Raw genomic sequence first — 17876 nt, 5'->3', positions numbered from 1 at the left:
GTCCGGCACGAAGCGGTGCACCTTCCAAAAGCCTGACCGCCTCTTCTGATGCCCTCCGCAAGCCTCGCACAAGAACGAAATCGGATACCGGGTGAGGGATGAACATACGGCCGTTCCGCCTGCAGAGAGCCGGGGGCTCACAAGGGGGAAGCTCGGCTAGACACTCTGGAGTTCGCTTGGGATGAAAGTCGTAATTCTCGCCGGTGGCCTTGGCTCGCGGCTTGCCGAGGAAACCAGCGTTCGCCCCAAGCCCCTGGTCGAAATCGGCGGCATGCCGATCCTCTGGCACATCATGAACATCTATGCCCATCATGGCCTGAATGATTTCATCATCTGCGCCGGCTACAAGGGCTATATGATCAAGGAATACTTCGTAAACCTTGTTCTGCACCACAGCGACATCACCGTCGACCTCGCCGCCAACAGCATCGATTATCACGGCGGCAAACGCCCGAATTGGCGCGTGACCGTGGTCGATACCGGCATGCATTCGATGACTGGCGGCCGTCTCGGGCGCATTCGCGACCATCTGACACCAGGCGAACCCTTCTGCATGACTTATGGCGACGGCGTCGGCGACATCGACATTGCCGCCGAAGTCGCCTTCCATCGCGATCACGGCCTGAAGGCGACCATGTGCGCGGTCACCCCGCCCGGACGTTACGGCGCCACGAATATCGAAGGCCAGTTCATCACCTCCTTCGTGGAGAAGCCGAGAGGCGACGGCCAGCGCATCAACGGCGGCTTCTTCGTGCTCGACCCTTCCGTGGTCGACCTCATCCCAAGCGACGACACGATCTGGGAAGCCGGGCCGCTGGAGTGGCTTGCCGCCAACAACCAGCTTGCCGCCTTCAAGCATGACGGCTTCTGGCAGCCGATGGATACATTGCGCGAGCGCACCCATCTGGAAGAACTCTGGAATTCCGGAAAGGCGCCGTGGAAGCTATGGGCCTGACGGACTTCTGGAATGGCAGGCGGGTATTCCTGACGGGACACACGGGGTTCAAAGGATCCTGGCTTTCGCTCTGGCTGGAAAAACTCGGCGCAGAGGTGACCGCCGTCTCGCTGGAGCCGGAAACCAATCCCTCGCTCTATGCCCGGCTTTCCCCCTGGAACGGGCAGGGCCATCACATCGCCGACATCCGCGATGCGGCGGCATTCATGCAGCATGTCATCGACTTCGAGCCTGAAATCGTCATCCATATGGCGGCTCAGGCGCTGGTGCGGCGTTCCTATGAAAACCCGGCAGAAACCTTCGCGACCAATGTGATGGGAACAGCCAACATGCTTGACGCGGTGCGGGAAACGCCATCGGTCAAGACGGTTCTCGTCGTCACCTCCGACAAGGTCTATGCCAACAACGGCAGCGGCGTTCCCTTTATCGAAAGCGATACGCTCGGCGGCAAGGACCCCTATTCCAATTCCAAGGCCTGCACCGAGCTAGTCGTCCAGAGTTACCGCGACAGCTTCTTCAAAGCGCGCGACATCAAGGTCGCGACGGCACGTGCCGGCAATGTCATCGGCGGCGGCGACTGGTCGAAAGATCGGCTGATCCCCGACTTCATCCGTGCCTTCGAAAGCAACCAACCGATCCAACTGCGCTATCCCGAAGCCATCCGTCCCTGGCAGCATGTGCTGGAGCCGCTTGGCGGTTATCTCGCCTTCGCCCAGGCGTTAACGCTTGCCGGCGAAGGAGCACTGCCCGAGGCTCTCAATTTTGGTCCCGATCCGCAGAGCTTCGCGATGGTTTATGAACTGGCGGAAGCACTCGGCGTTGCCCATGGCATGAATGACGTTTGGAAACAGGCGCCGGGAAAGCATCTGCCGGAAGCGCCTGCCCTTACCTTGAGTTCGGCGCTTGCACTCGACACCATCGGCTGGCGCCCGCGCCTGACTCTACAGCAGACAATCGACTGGACTGCCGCCTGGTACCAGGCCAACCGTGAGGGAGCCGACATGCGCGCCTTCTCACTCGGCCAGATCGCGGCCTACGAGGAAGCAATATCATGACAGCGCATAATTGCCGGTTCTGCGGCGCTCCCTTGAAACATCGCTTCGTCGATCTGGGCTCGACGCCGCTTGCCAACGCCTATCTCACGGAAGAGCAGCTGAAGCAGCCGGAGCCTTCCTACCCGCTACGCGCCTTCGTCTGCTCCGAGTGCTGGCTGGTGCAGGCCGATGCCTTCGTGCCGCCGGAAGACATCTTCAGCCACTACGCCTACTTCTCCTCCTACAGTGATAGCTGGGTAGAGCATGCCCGCCAATTCACCGTCATGGCGCGCAAGCGCTTCGGTCTCGGCGAGGAATCGCAGGTGATCGAGGTAGCGAGCAACGACGGCTACCTTCTCAAGCATTTCGTCCAGGCCGGCGTGCCGGTGCTCGGCATCGAACCGGCCGAAAACGTCGCCGATGTGGCGCGGCAGATCGGCGTTCCCACGGAAGCGCGGTTCTTCGGCGAGGAAACGGCTGCCAATCTCGTCTCCCGGGGCCTTGCCGCCGATATCGTCATCGGCAACAACGTGCTGGCGCACGTGCCTGACATCAACGACTTCGTCGGTGGGCTCTATGGCGTTCTGAAACCGGATGGTGTCGTCAGCGTCGAATTTCCGCATCTGTTGCGGCTGATGGAAAATATTCAGTTCGACACCGTCTATCACGAGCATTTTTATTATCTGTCGCTGCTGGCCGTCGAGAAGGTCTTCGCCGCGCACGGCCTCACGGTATTCGACGTTGAAGAATTGCCGACCCATGGCGGGAGTCTGCGCGTGTTCGCCTGCCGCACAACAACGGCCGCTCATCCGACCGGCGCCGGCGTCGCCAAAGTGCGCGCCGACGAAGCGGCGGCCGGCTTCGACCAGATCGAAACCTACGAGGCCTTCCAGAGCCGCGTGGCGCCGATCAAGGATGGATTGCTCGCCTTCCTCAAGGAAGCCAAACGCGACGGCAAGACGGTCGCGGCCTATGGCGCTGCCGCTAAGGGCAACACGCTCCTGAATTTCTGCGGCGTCGGCACCGACCTCATCGATTACGTCGTCGACCGCAATCCGCACAAGCAGGGACATTACCTGCCGGGCAGCAAGCTGCCGATCTACGCGCCGGAAAAAATGGACGAGACGAAGCCGGACTACGTTCTCATCCTGCCGTGGAATATCAAGAACGAAGTCGTGGCGGCCAATAAGAGGATCGGTGCGTGGGGCGGACGCTTCGCCGTGGCCGTGCCGGAACTGACGGTAATCGGATGAAATTCGTTCCGACCGCGGTTTCGGGTGCTTTTGTCGTGGAAATCGACCCGCGCTCCGACGAACGCGGACTGTTCGCGCGGACTTTCGATGCCAGGAGCTTTGCCGACCGCGGCCTCGTGCCTGTCTACCCGCAGTGCAACATCTCGCAGAACCACAAGCGCGGGACATTGCGCGGCATGCATTACCAGGCCGACCCCCGGCCGGAGATCAAGCTGGTGCGCGCCACGCGCGGGAGGGTCTTCGATGTGGCGCTCGATCTGAGGCGGGGTTCCCCGACCTATCTCCAATGGGCCTCTGTCGAGCTCGATGCGTCCCGACACAATGCCTTTTACATTCCCGCCGGCTGCGCACACGGCTTCCTGACGCTCGAAGACGATTGCGAACTCTTCTATCAGATGTCGGAAGTTTATGTGCCGGAGCTTGCCCGCGGCGTCCGCTGGGACGATCCCGCCTTCTCCATCGCCTGGCCGTTCAGGCCGAGCGTCATCAGCGAGCGCGACGCCGCGCTTGAAAGCTACAACCAGGAGATGGGCCTTTGAGCGGCATCAAACTCAGCATCTGCATCCCGACATACAATCGCGAAGCCTATCTCAGAAACGCGCTTACCTATTGCCGCAATGACTATAAGTTCGACTTTCCCTTCGAGATCGTCATCTGCGACAACGCCTCCACCGACGGTACCCAGCAGGTTGTCGAGGAGTTCATCGGCCACGGATTGCCGATCCGCTATTGCAAGCGTGAGGTCAATGCGGGTGCCAGCGCTAATGTCACGAGTGCTCTGCGTCTCGGCAGGGGTGAATATCTCATCTATCTCGCCGACGACGACATGCTGATTGCGGATGCGGTCACCGATACCGTCAAATATCTCGATCAGAACCGTGAGGTAACCTGCGCCCATGCGCCATGGTTCCTCTATGACGAAGTCACCAAAAACGACATCACGAAATTCTACAATGTCGACGAGAACCGGAAGTTTGCGCATGGCAGCTTCACCGACGTCTTCCAGTATATTTGCGAACGCAACATCTTTCCGGAAATCGCCATCTATCGCGCGTCGGCCCTGCGGTCGGCCTGGATCCCGCGGGACATCTGCTTCTATCCGTTCCCGTACCTCGCGCATTTCCTCGATCAGGGCGCGGTCACCTTCCTGCAGCGGCCATTCTATCGCTCCATCGCCAATTCGGCGATCGTTCGCGATCGGCCGCAGGAAGGCACCAATGACGTCATGACGAGCTGGGACCGGTATCGCGGCGGGCTTGAATATTTCCTCTATACCGGGGTCAGGCGCGGGGCAGTGAACCTGACGCCCGAAACACGTTTCAAGTATGAGGAGATGTGCAGGATCTTCACACTCAACCGCATGGCGGTCGCCTCCCGCTTCTGGGCAGAGCGCAAGAACTTCATCAAGGCCTACGAGCTCTTTACCCGCGTCATGTGGGGCGGGATGCTCGATCACCCGGAAATCCGCCCCTTCCGCGAAAGGCTGCCGCTGATGGTCGCCATTCAGACGCTGATCAGCGAGGTGAATTCGGCGATCGGTATCAACACGCTGCTTCTCGCCGGTTTCCCGGAGATCGCAGCTCTTGAAAATCTGATGCGGGAGCTCGGGCTGAGCGAAAAGGTGAAGGTAACAAAGGAACTCAGCGACAGCCCGCCGGAAAGCACCGCCGTCTTCGTCAGCGTCGAACGCGATCGGGAATATTTCGTCGCCCTTGGCTACCTGCCCGGTCTCGTGTTCCACGAGCACGATCTCGCCCGGCACATCATCATGTGAGCCTCGCACCAGTTTGAGAAACTAGGGTCGCGTCGGGCGCCTGCGTCTTGTTTCGGTTCAACAGAAATTTGCGGCATGACAAATAGGATCTTTTACACCAAGCCTTCCATCACCCAGCTTGAAACCGATTATGCCGCGGATGCGGCAGCGACCGGCTGGGGCGCACGCTGTTACGACTACATCAACCGCTTCGAACGCGACTTCAAGACTTATCTCGGCAGCGACTTCGCCATCGCGACATCGAGCTGCACCGGCGCCATGCACATGGGCCTGGCCGCGCTCGGCATCGGCGAAGGCGACGAAGTGATCCTCGCCGACACCAACTGGGTCGCTACCGTCTCGCCGATCGTCCACCTCGGCGCCAAGCCTGTTTTCGTCGACGTGCTGCCGGATTCCTGGTGCATCGATCCGGGTGAGGTCGAGCGGCACATCACACCGAAAACCAAGGCGATTATAGCGACCCATATCTACGGCAATCTTTGCGACATGGACGCGCTGCTCGAGATCGGCAAGCGCACCGGCATTCCTGTCATCGAGGATGCGGCGGAAGCGATCGGTTCCGTCTGGAATGGCCGCCGCGCCGGTTCAATGGGCACCTTCGGCACCTTCTCCTTCCACGGCACGAAGACGCTGACGACGGGTGAGGGCGGCATGTTTGTCACCAGCGACGCTGCGCTTTACGAACGGGTGCTAACGCTCAGCAACCACGGCCGCGCACGCGGCCAGACCAAGCAGTTCTGGCCCGACGAGATCGGCTTCAAGTACAAGATGTCCAACATACAGGCAGCCATCGGCTGCGCCCAGATCGAGCGCATCGAAGAGCTCGTCGCCCGCAAGCGGGAAATCCTCGCCGCCTACATGGTCCGGCTTTCCGCCTTGCCCGGCATCTCGATGAATCCGGAATACAGCGGCACGATCAACGGCGCCTGGATGCCGACCGCGGTATTCCATCCGTCGACGGGCATTACCCGCGAGATGATGCAGAAGGCCTTCGAGGCCGCCAATATCGACGCGCGCGTCTTCTTCTATCCCCTGTCCAGCCTCTCCATGTTCGAAGACCGGCCGGAGAACGTGAATGCCTGGAGCATTCCGGGGCGGGCGATCAATCTGCCGAGTTATCACGACATGAGTGAAGCCGATATCGACCGCGTGGCGGCGACGCTGCTCGATGTGACGGCCGGGCGGATCCACCACAACAGCGCGGCATTACAGCAGTCGGCCTAAGACAGCCATAGCGAAGGACAAGAACAGTCATGACCACCAAGGACGACCGCCTCGAATTCGAAGCCCACAAGCGGGAAATGTCGCTTGCGCTCGGTAAAGACGAAGCAAGCTTCCAGCAATCGTTGAATACGCTGATCGGACTCGACAAGTTCGACTATTTCTATCTTTGGTCCTGGATGGGCGTGCCGATCATCCAGCTTCCGGCCGATATTCTTGCGACCCAGGAAGTCATCTGGGCGACGAAGCCCGATGTCATCATCGAAACCGGTGTGGCGCGCGGCGGCTCGCTGATCTTCATGGCCTCGATCCTCGCCGCCACTGGCAACGACAAGGCCAAGGTTGTTGGCGTCGATATCGACATCCGCGCTCATAATCGCGAATCGATCGAATCTCATCCGATGTCGAACCGGATCAAGATGATTCAGGGCGGCTCCGTCGACGACGACGTGCTTGCCGCTGTCAAGGCCGAGATTCCGCCCGGCGCCCGTGTGATGGTGGTGCTCGACAGTGACCATTCCTATGAGCATGTCCTTGCCGAATGCCGCGCCTACGGCCCGCTGGTAAGCGAAGGCTGCTACCTTGTCGTAGCCGACACTCTCATCGGCCACCTGACCGAGGAGCAGGCATTCACCAAGCGTTCCAAGGTCTGGCTGCGTGGCAATGAGCCGCTACAGGCGGTTACGGACTATCTGGCGGAAACTGACCGTTTCGAAGTCGATCCCGTCCTCAACGGCAAGCTCGTTCTGTCTTCCTCGCCAGGCGGCTATTGCGTCTGCCGCAAGGCCTGAGCGGACAATAGATGTGATCGCCATGGCGCGGGTCGATATCGTCAGCCTGAAGGAAAATGCAGACCCGAGCAAACGGCTCCGTCTGCCAATCAGAAGCGATAGCGGCCGGATCGTGGGCGAACTGCAATGCATCGACAGGTCGATGCTCGACGAGCCCGGCCTGATCAGTGACCTGACGGCATGGCGAAACCAGTCGATGCCGTTTTTCCTCACGCAATTCACCGCTACCGAGGAACGCACACGTAGCTGGCTCGAAAGCATTTCGCTACCCGCTGCCGACCGGATCCTGTTCGTCATTTGCGATCCCGATGGCAACCGGCTCGGCAATTTCGGCGTCTGCAACATCCGGCCCGGCGCGGCCGAATTCGACAACGTCATCCGCGGCCGAATCAGCGATATCCGCAACCTGATGTTCCATTGTGGCATCGCATTGCTGGAGTGGATGTTTTCCGGGCTTGGGGTCGAAACCGCCGAGTTGCATGTCTTTTCCCACAATGAAAAAGCGATCGGGCTTTACAAGCGGTTGGGCTTTGCTGCGGCCGAAAGCCTGCCGCTGCGGCACACCCAGGAAGAGGGCATGGTCAAATATTCGATCGTCGATCGATCGCAAGCAAATGCCAGCTTCGACTATCTCAAAATGGAGCTTCCGAGCGAGCGTTTCCGGCAGGCGCAACCAGTGGCTTTGCCAACCACCCGAGCGCCTTACCGCACCGGCTGATAATGGCCGCGCAGCGGCACCTTGCGGCCCGTGGTGACGAAGCCGTCGCGTTCGCAGACATACATCAGCGTCGGCATGCCGCCGGAGCGGAAGATCTCGTCATAGCGGCGACGGACCTGGACGGTTTCCGTCCGGCAATTGAAGGATTCCTCTTCCTTCTTGTCCGGCTGCGCCTTGACGCCGGGAAGGCCCTTATAGGGATAGAGAGGTTGCACGCCGGAATCGATGGGTTTCGTCCAGTCGACGGCGAAGGCGGATGCGGGCGCAAGACCGGGCACGGCAACGAGCGATATCAGAAGCACCATCATCAGCCGCATGGGAATTCTCCTGCCGGCGACATGCCGCTTTCTCCGATGTAGGAAAGCCGAAGACCGTCATCAAGCCGCCGCGACGGGCGATTTCCTGAAATAACCTCTGATTACGGGATGGCCGAAGAGACCGGCGAGGATGGCAAGGGCGGCACCCAGGAAGAAGCCGGCGAGGAAGCCGCCAATGATCCCGGCGACCATCAGGATCTTCTTGCCCGGGCCATCGGCCTTGACAGGCGGTTCGGCCGGCGAGATGACGCGGATATTGCTTTGACTGAGGCTCTGCTCCTCGCTCGTCTGGCTGGAGCGCTTCAGCACCGTCTCGTAAATATCGCGCGCCGCCGTCGCCTTGCGCTGCAATTCGTTCAGTTCCACCTGCTTGTCCGAACTCGTCGCCTGCAGCGCCTTCTGAACGGCAAGTTCCTTGGCGATGCTGTCTTCGGCTGATTTGGCCTGCTCATATTCGCCCCGTGCCGAGGTGGCGAGGCGTTGCAACTCGCCCTTGATCTCGCCCGATATGCTCTGCAGCGAGGAGCGGGCCGCCTGCAGGCGCGGATGGCGCGTGCCCATCTGGCTTTCGAGGCTGCCGACGGCGGCGGCCTGGGTGGCATATTGCTGACGCAGGCTGACGAGCGGCGAAGTAGCGCCGCCCTCCGTCTGGTTGCCGGCGACGATGTCCTCGACGCGGAGATTGGCGACGGCATCGGCGCGGGCCTTGGCCTGAATGGTCTTTTCCTGCGCGGTCACCAGCAGCGTGTTCAGGGATGCGAGCCGCTGATCGGAAATCAGGTTGCCCTCGGTCGCGGCCATGTCGTTGTCGGCGCGGAAGGTTTCGACCGCCTGCTCGGCCTCCAGCACCTTCTGGCGCAGATCATCGAGACGTCCGTCGAGCGTCGAGGAGGTGTTTTCGTAGAGGCCGTTCGAAGCACTGTTTTCCTCCTCGGTGAAGGAGGTGACGACCTGGTTGGCAAGCCTTGCGGACTTTTCCGGATCATTCGTGGTGGCGGCCAGCGAAACGACATAGGTGCTCGCCTCACGGGTGACGACAAGCGCCTTCTGCAGCGCGCCGATCACGGCCGCACCGTCCGTCCTGCCGCCGGTGAATTCCGGATCCTGGTCGAGCTTCATGGCATCAACAACGCGGCGTAGTACATTGCCCGAGGTCAGGATCTGCACCTGACTGTCGATCAGCGCCGAAATCATTTCGGGAGACGGACCCGAAGATTGCGCGCCCGCATCGGCAAGGCCGATCTGGCGCGGGTCGAAATAAAGACTGCTCACGGCGGTGAATTTCTGGCCGATGAACGGCGCCAAAGCGCCGCCCGCGACGGCGCCGAGAAGGGCCAGCGCAAGCACCACCAGCCGGCGGCTCCAGATCGCCGCGATGGCGGAGCGAAGGTCGAGAAGCGAGGCGGCGGGCGCGCCTGCGCTCTGCAGCGGCATATCGACGGCAGGCTGTTCGGCGGCAGCCGGCGATGGCTGCTCGTAACGGCGGCTTTGGGCAACGTTCGCCGGCGGCACGAAGGGCGGAGGAGCCGGTTCGGGCGGGGGACGGGCGAAATCATCCGGACGAACGACGGGACTGCGCAGGCGCGCGCCTTCCGGCGCAGTCTGAGGCGGCTCATAACTGCGCCAGCCGGGCAGCCGGCCTACTCTGTTCCTGTCATACTGGCTCATACGCGCACTCGTGTCCCGCCCAGCGTGAAAGACTGAAGCCGAGGTGCCGAGACTTTAGAAATTCTTAGCTAACGGACCGTTAAGATAGGCGCTGCAACGTCGATGTTGCGATTTGCCGTGATTGCGAGGATAGCCATGAGGACGACACGACATCTGGTGGCGCTGCTGCTTGCGGCCGCCCTCATCCCGTCGCCCGCCCTTGCGGCCGGCGCGCCCTGTTATCGCGGCGTCAATCTTTCCGGCGGCGAATATGGCGAGCGCGGCGCGACCTACGGCACGAATTACATCTATCCTACCGAAGAGACGATCGGCTATTTCGCCAAAAAGGGCATGACGATCATCCGCCTTCCTTTTCGCTGGGAGCGGCTGCAGCCCGCGCTCCGCGGACGGCTCGACGACGACGAGCTCCAGCGGATCAAAGATACCATCGGCCTGATCCGTAAGCACGGCATGGCCGTTTTGCTCGATCCGCATAATTTCGGCTATTACGACAAGGTGCAGGTCGGCACGGCGCCGGCGACGGATGCCGCCTTCGCCGATTTCTGGGCGAGACTCGCCGTCGAATTCGCCAATCAGGACGGCATTCTTTTCGGCCTGATGAACGAGCCGCACGACATCAAGGCGACGGAATGGCTCGATGCCGCCAATGCGGCCATCCGAAGCATCCGCGCGGCAGGCGCGAGAAACCTCATCCTCGTACCCGGCACCTCCTGGAGCGGCGCTCACAGCTGGGAGAAGGATGTGATCGGCGGAGCCAACGGCACGGTGATGCTCGGCGTGCGCGATCCGCTCGACTTCTACGCCTACGAGGTCCACCAATATCTCGACGTCGATTCGTCGGGAACCCATCCCACCTGCGAAGGTGCGGACGCCGCGGTCGAGGCAATCGCTGGCGTCACCGCCTGGCTCAAGCGAAACCATAAGCGCGGCTTTCTCGGCGAATTCGGCGCTTCCGCCGACAAGGACTGCATGAGCGGCCTGACCAAGATCTACGCCACCATGTCCGGCAACAGCGATGTGTGGCTCGGCTGGTCCTACTGGGCGGCGGGCGAATGGTGGCCGGCGGACGAACCTTTCAACGTTCAGCCGGGCAAGGGCCCCGAGCGACCGCAGATGCGGCTTCTCGCCGCCTCGGCGAAAGCCGATGCCGGCGGCTGCGCCGCCGTCAAGCCCGCGGTGAACTGACCGTGGCAGCCGTCGATCAGAAGACAGCGACTTTTACTGTGGCAGGCAACCGGCTCGATCTGGCCGGCAGGACATCGCGCGTCGACCATGCGGTGCTTTGGCTCGGCCTGCTCTCGGTGCTCTACAACGGCATACTCGCCTTCATCAACCACAACATCATGCCGCTTTCGATGACGCATGTCGCCGCCAGCGAAGGGCTGATTCTGGCAAGCGCCATCATCTACATCCTGCACAAGGGGATCTACGAGACGGATCTGCCGGCCTTCCTGTTCCTGCTGTTCACGCTCGTCGTCACCATCTATGTGAGCGTGCTCAACCGTGTGCCGTTCGTCGATCATTTCCGCAACGTGCTGATCATTTTCTGCTTTACCGGCCTTGGAGGCTGGAGCAACGAGAAAACGATGAAGCTCGCCTTTCGCTGGGCAAGCCTCGGCGTGCTGATCTTCCTGGTCTTCGAGATCATCAGCGTGCCCTTCTACGTCAGCATCGTGCATCCGTCCGATTATTTCGCCAATACGCGCGGGCTGCTGCCGCTTAGCTACAACAAGACAGGCCTTTTTCAAAATGCGCTTGGCTTTCCCGAGCGCTTCTCCTTCGGCATCATCGACCACCGCTCGTCCTCGATCTTCCTCGAGCAGGTGTCGCTCGCCAATTTCTGCGGCGTGATCGCGATCTACCTGATTTCCATGTGGGAGAGGCTTGGCCGCTGGGACCGGCTGCTGATGATCGGCACGGCGGTGTTGATCCTGGTGACAAACGACACGCGCACAATGCTGATCTTCTGCTTCTGCTGCATCGTCGGCTATTTCGTCTTTCCGAAGATCCCGCGGAATTTCAATCTGGCGCTGATGCCGCTGATCGTCGCCACGGGCTTCCTCGTCTACACCCTGAAACCCAATGCGACGGGGGACAATTTCACCGGCCGCATCAACCTGACGATGAAGAAGATCATGGAGCTCGATCCTCTCGCCGTTCTCGGGCTTTCGGTCGACAGGGTCGCCGAATTCGCCGACAGCGGCTACGTCTACCTGATCTACGCGGCGACGATCTTCGGCGTCATCGCCTTTTGGCTGTTCGTCTGCCTGTTCCCCGCCGGTCGTACAGCAGCGCAGAAGCGTTGCGCCCATTCACTTTCTCTTTTCATTTTTCTGAATATGATGATCGGGGGCACCGCTGTTTTCTCGATGAAAATTGCCGGCCTCTTGTGGTTCGTCGTCGGATATATGCGCTTCCACGACAGCCCGCGCATCCGGCAGGATCGTGCGGCAGATGTACTGAGTTGACCGCAGCGGCGGGTGGAAACCAGCGCCCGCGAGCCCGAGGAGCAAGACATCAGATGCTTGTCCAGCTTCAATATCTGCGCGCCGTTGCGGCGCTGATGGTCGTTTATTTCCATGCGATATTGCAGCTTGCCAAGGTCAATCCAGCCGTCGACGCCACGGCTTTTCTTTATGGTGAAACCGGCGTTGATATCTTCTTCGTCCTCAGCGGTTTTGTGATGTGGCTGACGACGAGCGGACGCGCGATGAGCCCCATCGATTTCGCCCGCCGCCGCATTCGAAGGATCGTCCCGCTCTATTGGCTGGCGACTCTGTTTTCGGCCGTCGTGGCGCTGGTCGCGCCGTCATTGCTGAAATCGACCGTATTCGACCTTCCGCATCTCATCGCCTCACTCCTCTTTCTGCCTTGGGCCAATGCCGCCGACCCCACCACGATCACTCCCGTCGTCGTGCCGGGCTGGACGCTGAATTACGAGATGTTCTTCTATTTCGTGTTTGCGCTGCTGCTGCCGCTCTCGGAAACCCGCCGGATTCCCGCGATGTTTGCCGTTTTTGCGGTGATCCTGATTGCCTGCCGGCTGTTGCCGGAAACAACGGCCACCCGGTTCTACGGCGAGCCGATCATGCTGGAGTTTCTCGCCGGCGTCGTGCTCGGCTGGGTGTACGGGCAGAAGGTGCTTCTGCCGAACCGTTGGGCCTGGGCGGCACTGGCCACGGGTTTTGTGTTCCTCTTCGTCAACGAAGCGCTGATGCCGCCGGAGAGCCGGTTCTACGCCTGGGGAATCCCGGCGATCTTCATCGTCTACGGTGCTATTTCCATCGATTTTTCCCGGCTTCCCGTCATCGGCTGGCTGAACTATCTCGGCGACTGCTCCTACAGCATCTATATCACCCACGCCTTCACGCTCGCCTTCCTGAGGGTCGCCTCGGACCGCCTGCCGATCGGCGTGCTGCAGCAGCCGCTGCTCTTCGTGATCCTGTCGCTCGTGCTTTCGTCGATCGGCGGCGCAATCATCCATGAAATCACCACGCCGCGCCGGAAGGTGGCGGTGGCGAGCCGCCCACCAGTCTAAAGCACGTCGCGATTCGATCGCTTGCCGTGCTTCATATCCCTGGTTTCCCGCATCTCCATGGCGCAAATTGCGCAACAGTTTTGCGCGGCATATTTCAATTTTCAGCCAGCTAAGGCGGGAATACACATCCCGGCGGCGCTGGCGGCATAGTTTTTCCCGCGACTTCTCCTAAGCTTATGGCCGGCGGTGAGAGAACTTACAGAAGCATGATGGTTTATCTTGCAATTTGTCGCATGAATGAAAGCGTGCCGGCCTATGCGCGGCCGGGGCTTTGATCTAAGCACGGCGGCGGTCTTGAAGAGGGAAGAGACATGACAAGCTATGTATTGACGGTATCCTGCAAGTCGACGCGCGGGATCGTCGCGGCGATTTCGAGCTATCTGGCGGAGAAGGGCTGCAACATCATCGATTCCAGCCAGTTCGACGATCTCGATACCGGCAGGTTCTTCATGCGCGTCAGCTTCATTTCTGAGGAGGGTCTGTCCGGCTCGGCGATCAGCGCTGATTTCGCTGCCGTCGCCGCGCCCTTCGAAATGGAATATGACTTCCACGACAGCGAGAAGCGCATGAAGGTGCTGCTGATGGTGTCGCGCTTCGGCCATTGTCTCAACGACCTGCTCTACCGCTGGAAGATCGGCGCCCTGCCGATCGACATCGTCGGCGTCGTCTCCAACCATTTCGATTACCAGAAGGTGGTCGTCAATCATGACATCCCCTTCCACCACATCAAGGTGACCAAGGAGAACAAGCCGCAGGCCGAGGCCCAGCTCGTCGACCTCGTCGAGCAGACCGGCACCGAGCTCATCGTGCTCGCCCGCTACATGCAGGTCCTCTCCGACCAGCTCTGCAAGCAGATGTCGGGCAGGATCATCAACATCCATCACTCCTTCCTGCCGAGCTTCAAGGGCGCCAATCCCTACAAGCAGGCCTACAGCCGAGGCGTCAAGCTGATCGGCGCGACCGCCCATTACGTGACCGCCGACCTCGACGAAGGCCCGATCATCGAGCAGGACACCGCGCGCATCACCCATGCGCAGTCACCCGACGACTATGTCTCGATCGGCCGCGACGTCGAAAGCCAGGTGCTGGCGCGCGCCATCCACGCCCATATCCATCACCGCACCTTCATCAACGGCAACCGTACCGTCGTCTTCCCGGCAAGCCCCGGAAGCTACGCCTCCGAACGCATGGGCTGAGCGGCGCAGCTCTTTTGCTGGCAAACGACAATCTCCCGTTGCCTGCCAGCGGCAAGTATTTGATTATCTCGCTCAAAGGTAATCGAATCATGCTGCGGGAGGGGTGTCATGACCGACGAGGCGCTTGTTGATCGCATGGCGCTGCCGCGTCCCGACGTCACCGTCGCGGACGCGGAAGAAATCCTTCTTGCCCATTACGGCCTATCCGGCACGCTCGCCGAACTCGGCAGCCAGCAGGATCGGAACTACCGCGTCGACAGCGATCGCGGTCGATACGTCCTGAAGATCTGCCATGCCGTCTATGGGACTCCCGAGATCGAAGCGCAGAATGCGGCGCTTCGCCACCTCAAGAACCGGCAGGATGCGCCACGCGTTCCGAACGTGATCGCCACGAATGACGGGCGGGAGATCGTCGTCCTTACCGTTCGCGGGCGGGGCTACCAGGTCCGGCTGCTGGATTTTCTGGAAGGCCAGGGGCTGGCGGAGAAAAAATATCTGGCGCCGGCTTCCATCGCTGCGCTTGGCGCGCTCTGCGCGAGGCTGGCACAGGCGCTTGCCGATTTCGACCATCCGGGCCTCGACCGCAGCCTGCAATGGGATTTGAGACGCGCCGGTCCTGTCGCCGTGCAGCTGCTTTCCGCCATCACCGACAGCGCTGCCCGCGACCGGATCGCCAAAACCATGGTGATGGCCGTTCGCCGCATCCAGCCCTTGGCGCCGTCGCTCCGGCTCCAGGCCGTACATCACGACGTCACCGGCGACAATGTCGTCGGCCATCGCGACGCCCGTGGCCACACGATCCCCGACGGGGTGATCGATTTCGGCGACATCATCCGCGGCTGGCTGGTCGGAGACCTTGCCGTCACATGCGCTTCGCTGCTGCATCAAGCGAATGGCGATCCCTTTCATATCCTGCCTGCCGTCACCGCCTATCAAGCAATCTATCCGTTGAGCGGCGACGAGCTGAGGGCGCTCTGGCCGTTGATCGTCGCCCGCGCAGTCATCCTCGTCGCAAGCAGCGAGCAGCAGATTTCAATCGATCCGGACAACGAATATGTCCGCGGCAATCTCGCTCACGAGCGGCGAATCTTCGATACGGCGATGTCGGTTCCGTTCGAACTCATGGAAGCCGCGATCCTCAAGGCGGCCGGCGCAGATGTCGCCGCCCCGCCGGCATCCGGATGGCTGCCCTTGCTGCCCGACATCGATCCCGCCGCGATCGCCTATGTCGACCTTGGCGTGCGAAGCCCACATTTTTCCGCCGGCAACTGGCTCACTGCCGATATGGACTGGCGGCTGCTTGCCCGAGCGGCAACCGAAACCGGCACGGCGGCGACGCGCTATGGTGAATATCGGCTTTCCCGCGCGGCGCTCGGAAATAGCGCGGGACAGGCGACCTTCGCCCTGCATGTCGACATATGCCTTGCCGCAGGAAGCGCAATCGCCGCGCCCTTTGCGGGGCGCATCGGCTGGAAGGACCAGCATCTGACCCTCAGCGACGACAGCATGACGCTGCATCTCGACGGGCTCGACCCTTTGATCGAGGGCGGGGTCGAGGATGGCGCCGTGCTTGCCGCCGGCGATCGGCTCGGTTCGGTTTTCGGCGAGGCGTCGTCGCTTGGCGGGCTGCGCCTCCAGCTCTGCAGCGTCGCCGGCCTCGAACCACCGCTGTTTGCAACGCCGCGCGAGGCGGCGGCCTGGTCGGTGCTCTGCCCTTCGCCTTCGCCCCTTCTCGGCCCAGGAGCGGATGCGCCGCGACCGGACACAGCCGAGCTCTTCGTCAGGCGGCAGACCCATCTCGCAGGTGCGCAAAAGAACTATTATGCCACGCCGCCGCAGATCGAGCGCGGCTGGAGGGAGCATCTGTTCGATGTCGAGGGCCGAGCCTATCTCGACATGGTCAACAATGTCACGCTTCTTGGCCACGGCCATCCTAGGCTGGCGGCGGCGATCAGCGCCCAATGGCTGCGGCTCAATACGAATTCACGATTCCACTATGCGGCGATCGCGGAATATTCCGAACGTCTCGCGGCGCTCGCGCCGGACGGACTTGACGCCGTCTTCCTCGTCAACAGCGGCTCAGAGGCCAACGATCTGGCGATTCGGCTGGCGCAAGCCCATAGCGGCGCGCGCCACATCCTCTGCCTGCTCGAAGCCTATCATGGCTGGACGGCGGCGAGCGACGCCGTCTCCACGTCCATCGCCGACAATCCGCTGGCGCCGACCACCCGACCGGATTGGGTGCATGCGGTCGTTTCACCGAATACCTATCGCGGCGCGTTTCGCGGGACCGACACGGCGGCGCATTATCTCAGCGCCGTCACGCCGATGCTGGAAACGATCGACGCCAGCGGCGAAGGCCTGGCCGGCTTCATCGGCGAATCGGTCTACGGCAATGCCGGCGGCATTCCGTTGCCGGAAGGTTACCTCAAGGAGATCTATGCCGAGGTGCGCGCCCGCGGCGGGCTCTGCATCGCCGACGAGGTGCAGGTCGGCTATGCCAGACTCGGCCATTATTTCTGGGGCTTCGAACAGCAAGGGGTCGTGCCCGATATCATCACCATCGCCAAGGGCATCGGTAACGGCCACCCGCTCGGCGCGGTCATCACCAGACGGGAGATTGCGCAGTCGCTGGAGAAGGAGGGGCCCTTCTTCTCTTCCACCGGCGGCAGCCCGGTCAGCTGCGTCGCCGGCTTGACGGTGCTCGATATCATGGCCGAGGAGAAGCTGCAGGAAAATGCCCGGACGGTCGGCGACCATCTGAAGGCGCGGCTTGCCGCACTGATCGACCGGCACCCGATCGCCGGCGCCGTACACGGCATGGGTCTCTATCTCGGCCTGGAATTCGTCCGCGACAGAACGACGCTGAAGCCGGCGACGGAAGAGACGGCGGCGATCTGCGACCGGCTTCTCGATCTCGGTATCATCATGCAGCCGACCGGTGATCACCAAAATGTGCTGAAGATCAAGCCGCCGCTTTGCCTCAGCATCGAAAGCGCGGATTTCTTTGCGGACATGCTGGAAAAGGTGCTGGACGAAGGCTGGTAAGCCAAGACTTTCCTGCATTAACCAAATCGGTCATTTCGAGGCATTCCGATTTTTACCGCCGGCGGCCATTGCCGGAGACAGCGAGGCTTCCTATCTCTGCTGCGGCGATCGACGAGGTTCGAATCTGTCATGCGAATTTTAAGAAGAGCTGATATGTTTCTTTCTGTAAGTTCGGACAGAGATGGAATGAATTTTTTCGGATCGTCGATATTTTGACACGTTTCGGAATATGTTTCCGACAGGCTATCGGATAATCTCTACTAAGTTAGTAGATATTGAAGGCAGCCATCACCGGCCCCGGTTCTTCCGGGACCCTCAAGCACAACGCCAACGAAAGGAACGAGACATGACAGACATCGATAT

Annotated in this window: 15 protein-coding genes; 13 read left to right on the top strand and 2 right to left on the bottom strand. The window is 61.1% G+C overall.

Translation table 11 applies throughout. The features are described from left to right. Nucleotides 1–181: 181 nt before the first annotated feature. The 8 genes from rfbF to J0663_RS09840 all read left to right on the top strand — a co-directional run bounded on the left by rfbF (nt 182) and on the right by J0663_RS09840 (nt 7746). Nucleotides 182–955 carry a glucose-1-phosphate cytidylyltransferase gene (rfbF, locus tag J0663_RS09875; RefSeq protein ID WP_207244204.1) on the top strand — a complete coding sequence of 258 codons (774 nt, stop codon included), beginning with the start codon at nt 182–184 and terminating at the stop codon, nt 953–955. Then, nucleotides 946–2010 carry a CDP-glucose 4,6-dehydratase gene (gene rfbG, locus J0663_RS09870; RefSeq protein ID WP_207244472.1) on the top strand — a complete coding sequence of 355 codons (1065 nt, stop codon included), beginning with the start codon at nt 946–948 and terminating at the stop codon, nt 2008–2010. Before rfbF ends, rfbG begins: the two co-directional genes overlap by 10 nt. Next, entirely contained in the window at nt 2007–3242 is a 1236-nt protein-coding gene (locus J0663_RS09865) for a class I SAM-dependent methyltransferase (protein ID WP_207244203.1), read from the top strand. The genes rfbG and J0663_RS09865 overlap by 4 nt, the downstream gene beginning before the upstream one ends. After that, a complete protein-coding gene (gene rfbC, locus J0663_RS09860; protein WP_207244202.1) occupies nt 3239–3781 on the top strand; it encodes a dTDP-4-dehydrorhamnose 3,5-epimerase in 543 nt (180 codons plus the stop codon). Before J0663_RS09865 ends, rfbC begins: the two co-directional genes overlap by 4 nt. Beyond that, nucleotides 3778–5016, top strand: coding sequence for a glycosyltransferase family 2 protein (locus tag J0663_RS09855; RefSeq protein WP_207244201.1), 1239 nt, complete (start codon nt 3778–3780; stop codon nt 5014–5016). The genes rfbC and J0663_RS09855 overlap by 4 nt, the downstream gene beginning before the upstream one ends. A gap of 75 nt (nt 5017–5091) precedes the next feature. Beyond that, complete coding sequence (locus J0663_RS09850; protein ID WP_207244200.1) at nt 5092–6240, top strand: DegT/DnrJ/EryC1/StrS family aminotransferase; 1149 nt, start codon at nt 5092–5094, stop codon at nt 6238–6240. A gap of 29 nt (nt 6241–6269) precedes the next feature. Continuing rightward, nucleotides 6270–7028, top strand: a complete 759-nt coding sequence (locus tag J0663_RS09845) for a cephalosporin hydroxylase family protein (protein ID WP_207244199.1) — start codon at nt 6270–6272, stop codon at nt 7026–7028. Nucleotides 7029–7050: 22 nt separating this feature from the next. Beyond that, nucleotides 7051–7746, top strand: a complete 696-nt coding sequence (locus tag J0663_RS09840) for a GNAT family N-acetyltransferase (protein WP_207244471.1) — start codon at nt 7051–7053, stop codon at nt 7744–7746. Here the strand turns inward: J0663_RS09840 and J0663_RS09835 are convergent. Together J0663_RS09835 and J0663_RS09830 are read right to left on the bottom strand one after the other, a co-directional pair. Next, on the bottom strand, nt 7731–8063 hold the full coding sequence (locus J0663_RS09835; protein ID WP_207244198.1) for a hypothetical protein: 333 nt from the start codon (nt 8061–8063) through the stop codon (nt 7731–7733). The two genes, J0663_RS09840 and J0663_RS09835, sit on opposite strands and share 16 nt — an antisense overlap. A gap of 60 nt (nt 8064–8123) precedes the next feature. Continuing rightward, nucleotides 8124–9731 carry a GumC family protein gene (locus J0663_RS09830; protein ID WP_207244197.1) on the bottom strand — a complete coding sequence of 536 codons (1608 nt, stop codon included), beginning with the start codon at nt 9729–9731 and terminating at the stop codon, nt 8124–8126. A 135-nt stretch (nt 9732–9866) separates the two neighbouring features. On the opposite strand from J0663_RS09830, the gene J0663_RS09825 reads away from it, so the two are divergent. From J0663_RS09825 to J0663_RS09805, 5 genes are all read left to right on the top strand, one after another. Then, complete coding sequence (locus tag J0663_RS09825) at nt 9867–10916, top strand: glycoside hydrolase family 5 protein (protein ID WP_207244196.1); 1050 nt, start codon at nt 9867–9869, stop codon at nt 10914–10916. Between the two features lie 2 nt (nt 10917–10918). Continuing rightward, nucleotides 10919–12199, top strand: coding sequence for a hypothetical protein (locus J0663_RS09820; RefSeq protein WP_207244195.1), 1281 nt, complete (start codon nt 10919–10921; stop codon nt 12197–12199). Between the two features lie 53 nt (nt 12200–12252). Continuing rightward, nucleotides 12253–13269 carry an acyltransferase family protein gene (locus tag J0663_RS09815; RefSeq protein WP_207244194.1) on the top strand — a complete coding sequence of 339 codons (1017 nt, stop codon included), beginning with the start codon at nt 12253–12255 and terminating at the stop codon, nt 13267–13269. 311 nt (nt 13270–13580) lie between these two features. Then, a complete protein-coding gene (gene purU / locus J0663_RS09810; protein WP_207244193.1) occupies nt 13581–14465 on the top strand; it encodes a formyltetrahydrofolate deformylase in 885 nt (294 codons plus the stop codon). A gap of 108 nt (nt 14466–14573) precedes the next feature. Continuing rightward, a complete protein-coding gene (locus J0663_RS09805; RefSeq protein ID WP_207244192.1) occupies nt 14574–17513 on the top strand; it encodes an aminotransferase in 2940 nt (979 codons plus the stop codon). Nucleotides 17514–17876 lie beyond the last annotated feature (363 nt).

The organism is Rhizobium lentis, assembly GCF_017352135.1.
GTDB lineage: Bacteria > Pseudomonadota > Alphaproteobacteria > Rhizobiales > Rhizobiaceae > Rhizobium > Rhizobium lentis.
This window is presented reverse-complemented; position numbering and strand designations above follow the sequence as displayed.

What these genes read in the sequence shown, in the direction of transcription:
- rfbF (WP_207244204.1), top strand. Translation starts at nt 182, where the DNA reads ATGAAAGTCGTAATTCTCGCCGGTGGCCTTGGCTCGCGGCTTGCCGAG.
- rfbG (WP_207244472.1), top strand. Translation starts at nt 946, where the DNA reads ATGGGCCTGACGGACTTCTGGAATGGCAGGCGGGTATTCCTGACGGGA.
- J0663_RS09865 (WP_207244203.1), top strand. Translation starts at nt 2,007, where the DNA reads ATGACAGCGCATAATTGCCGGTTCTGCGGCGCTCCCTTGAAACATCGC.
- rfbC (WP_207244202.1), top strand. Translation starts at nt 3,239, where the DNA reads ATGAAATTCGTTCCGACCGCGGTTTCGGGTGCTTTTGTCGTGGAAATC.
- J0663_RS09850 (WP_207244200.1), top strand. Translation starts at nt 5,092, where the DNA reads ATGACAAATAGGATCTTTTACACCAAGCCTTCCATCACCCAGCTTGAA.
- J0663_RS09845 (WP_207244199.1), top strand. Translation starts at nt 6,270, where the DNA reads ATGACCACCAAGGACGACCGCCTCGAATTCGAAGCCCACAAGCGGGAA.
- J0663_RS09840 (WP_207244471.1), top strand. Translation starts at nt 7,051, where the DNA reads ATGGCGCGGGTCGATATCGTCAGCCTGAAGGAAAATGCAGACCCGAGC.
- J0663_RS09835 (WP_207244198.1), bottom strand. Translation starts at nt 8,063, where the DNA reads ATGCGGCTGATGATGGTGCTTCTGATATCGCTCGTTGCCGTGCCCGGT.
- J0663_RS09830 (WP_207244197.1), bottom strand. Translation starts at nt 9,731, where the DNA reads ATGAGCCAGTATGACAGGAACAGAGTAGGCCGGCTGCCCGGCTGGCGC.
- J0663_RS09825 (WP_207244196.1), top strand. Translation starts at nt 9,867, where the DNA reads ATGAGGACGACACGACATCTGGTGGCGCTGCTGCTTGCGGCCGCCCTC.
- J0663_RS09815 (WP_207244194.1), top strand. Translation starts at nt 12,253, where the DNA reads ATGCTTGTCCAGCTTCAATATCTGCGCGCCGTTGCGGCGCTGATGGTC.
- purU (WP_207244193.1), top strand. Translation starts at nt 13,581, where the DNA reads ATGACAAGCTATGTATTGACGGTATCCTGCAAGTCGACGCGCGGGATC.
- J0663_RS09805 (WP_207244192.1), top strand. Translation starts at nt 14,574, where the DNA reads ATGACCGACGAGGCGCTTGTTGATCGCATGGCGCTGCCGCGTCCCGAC.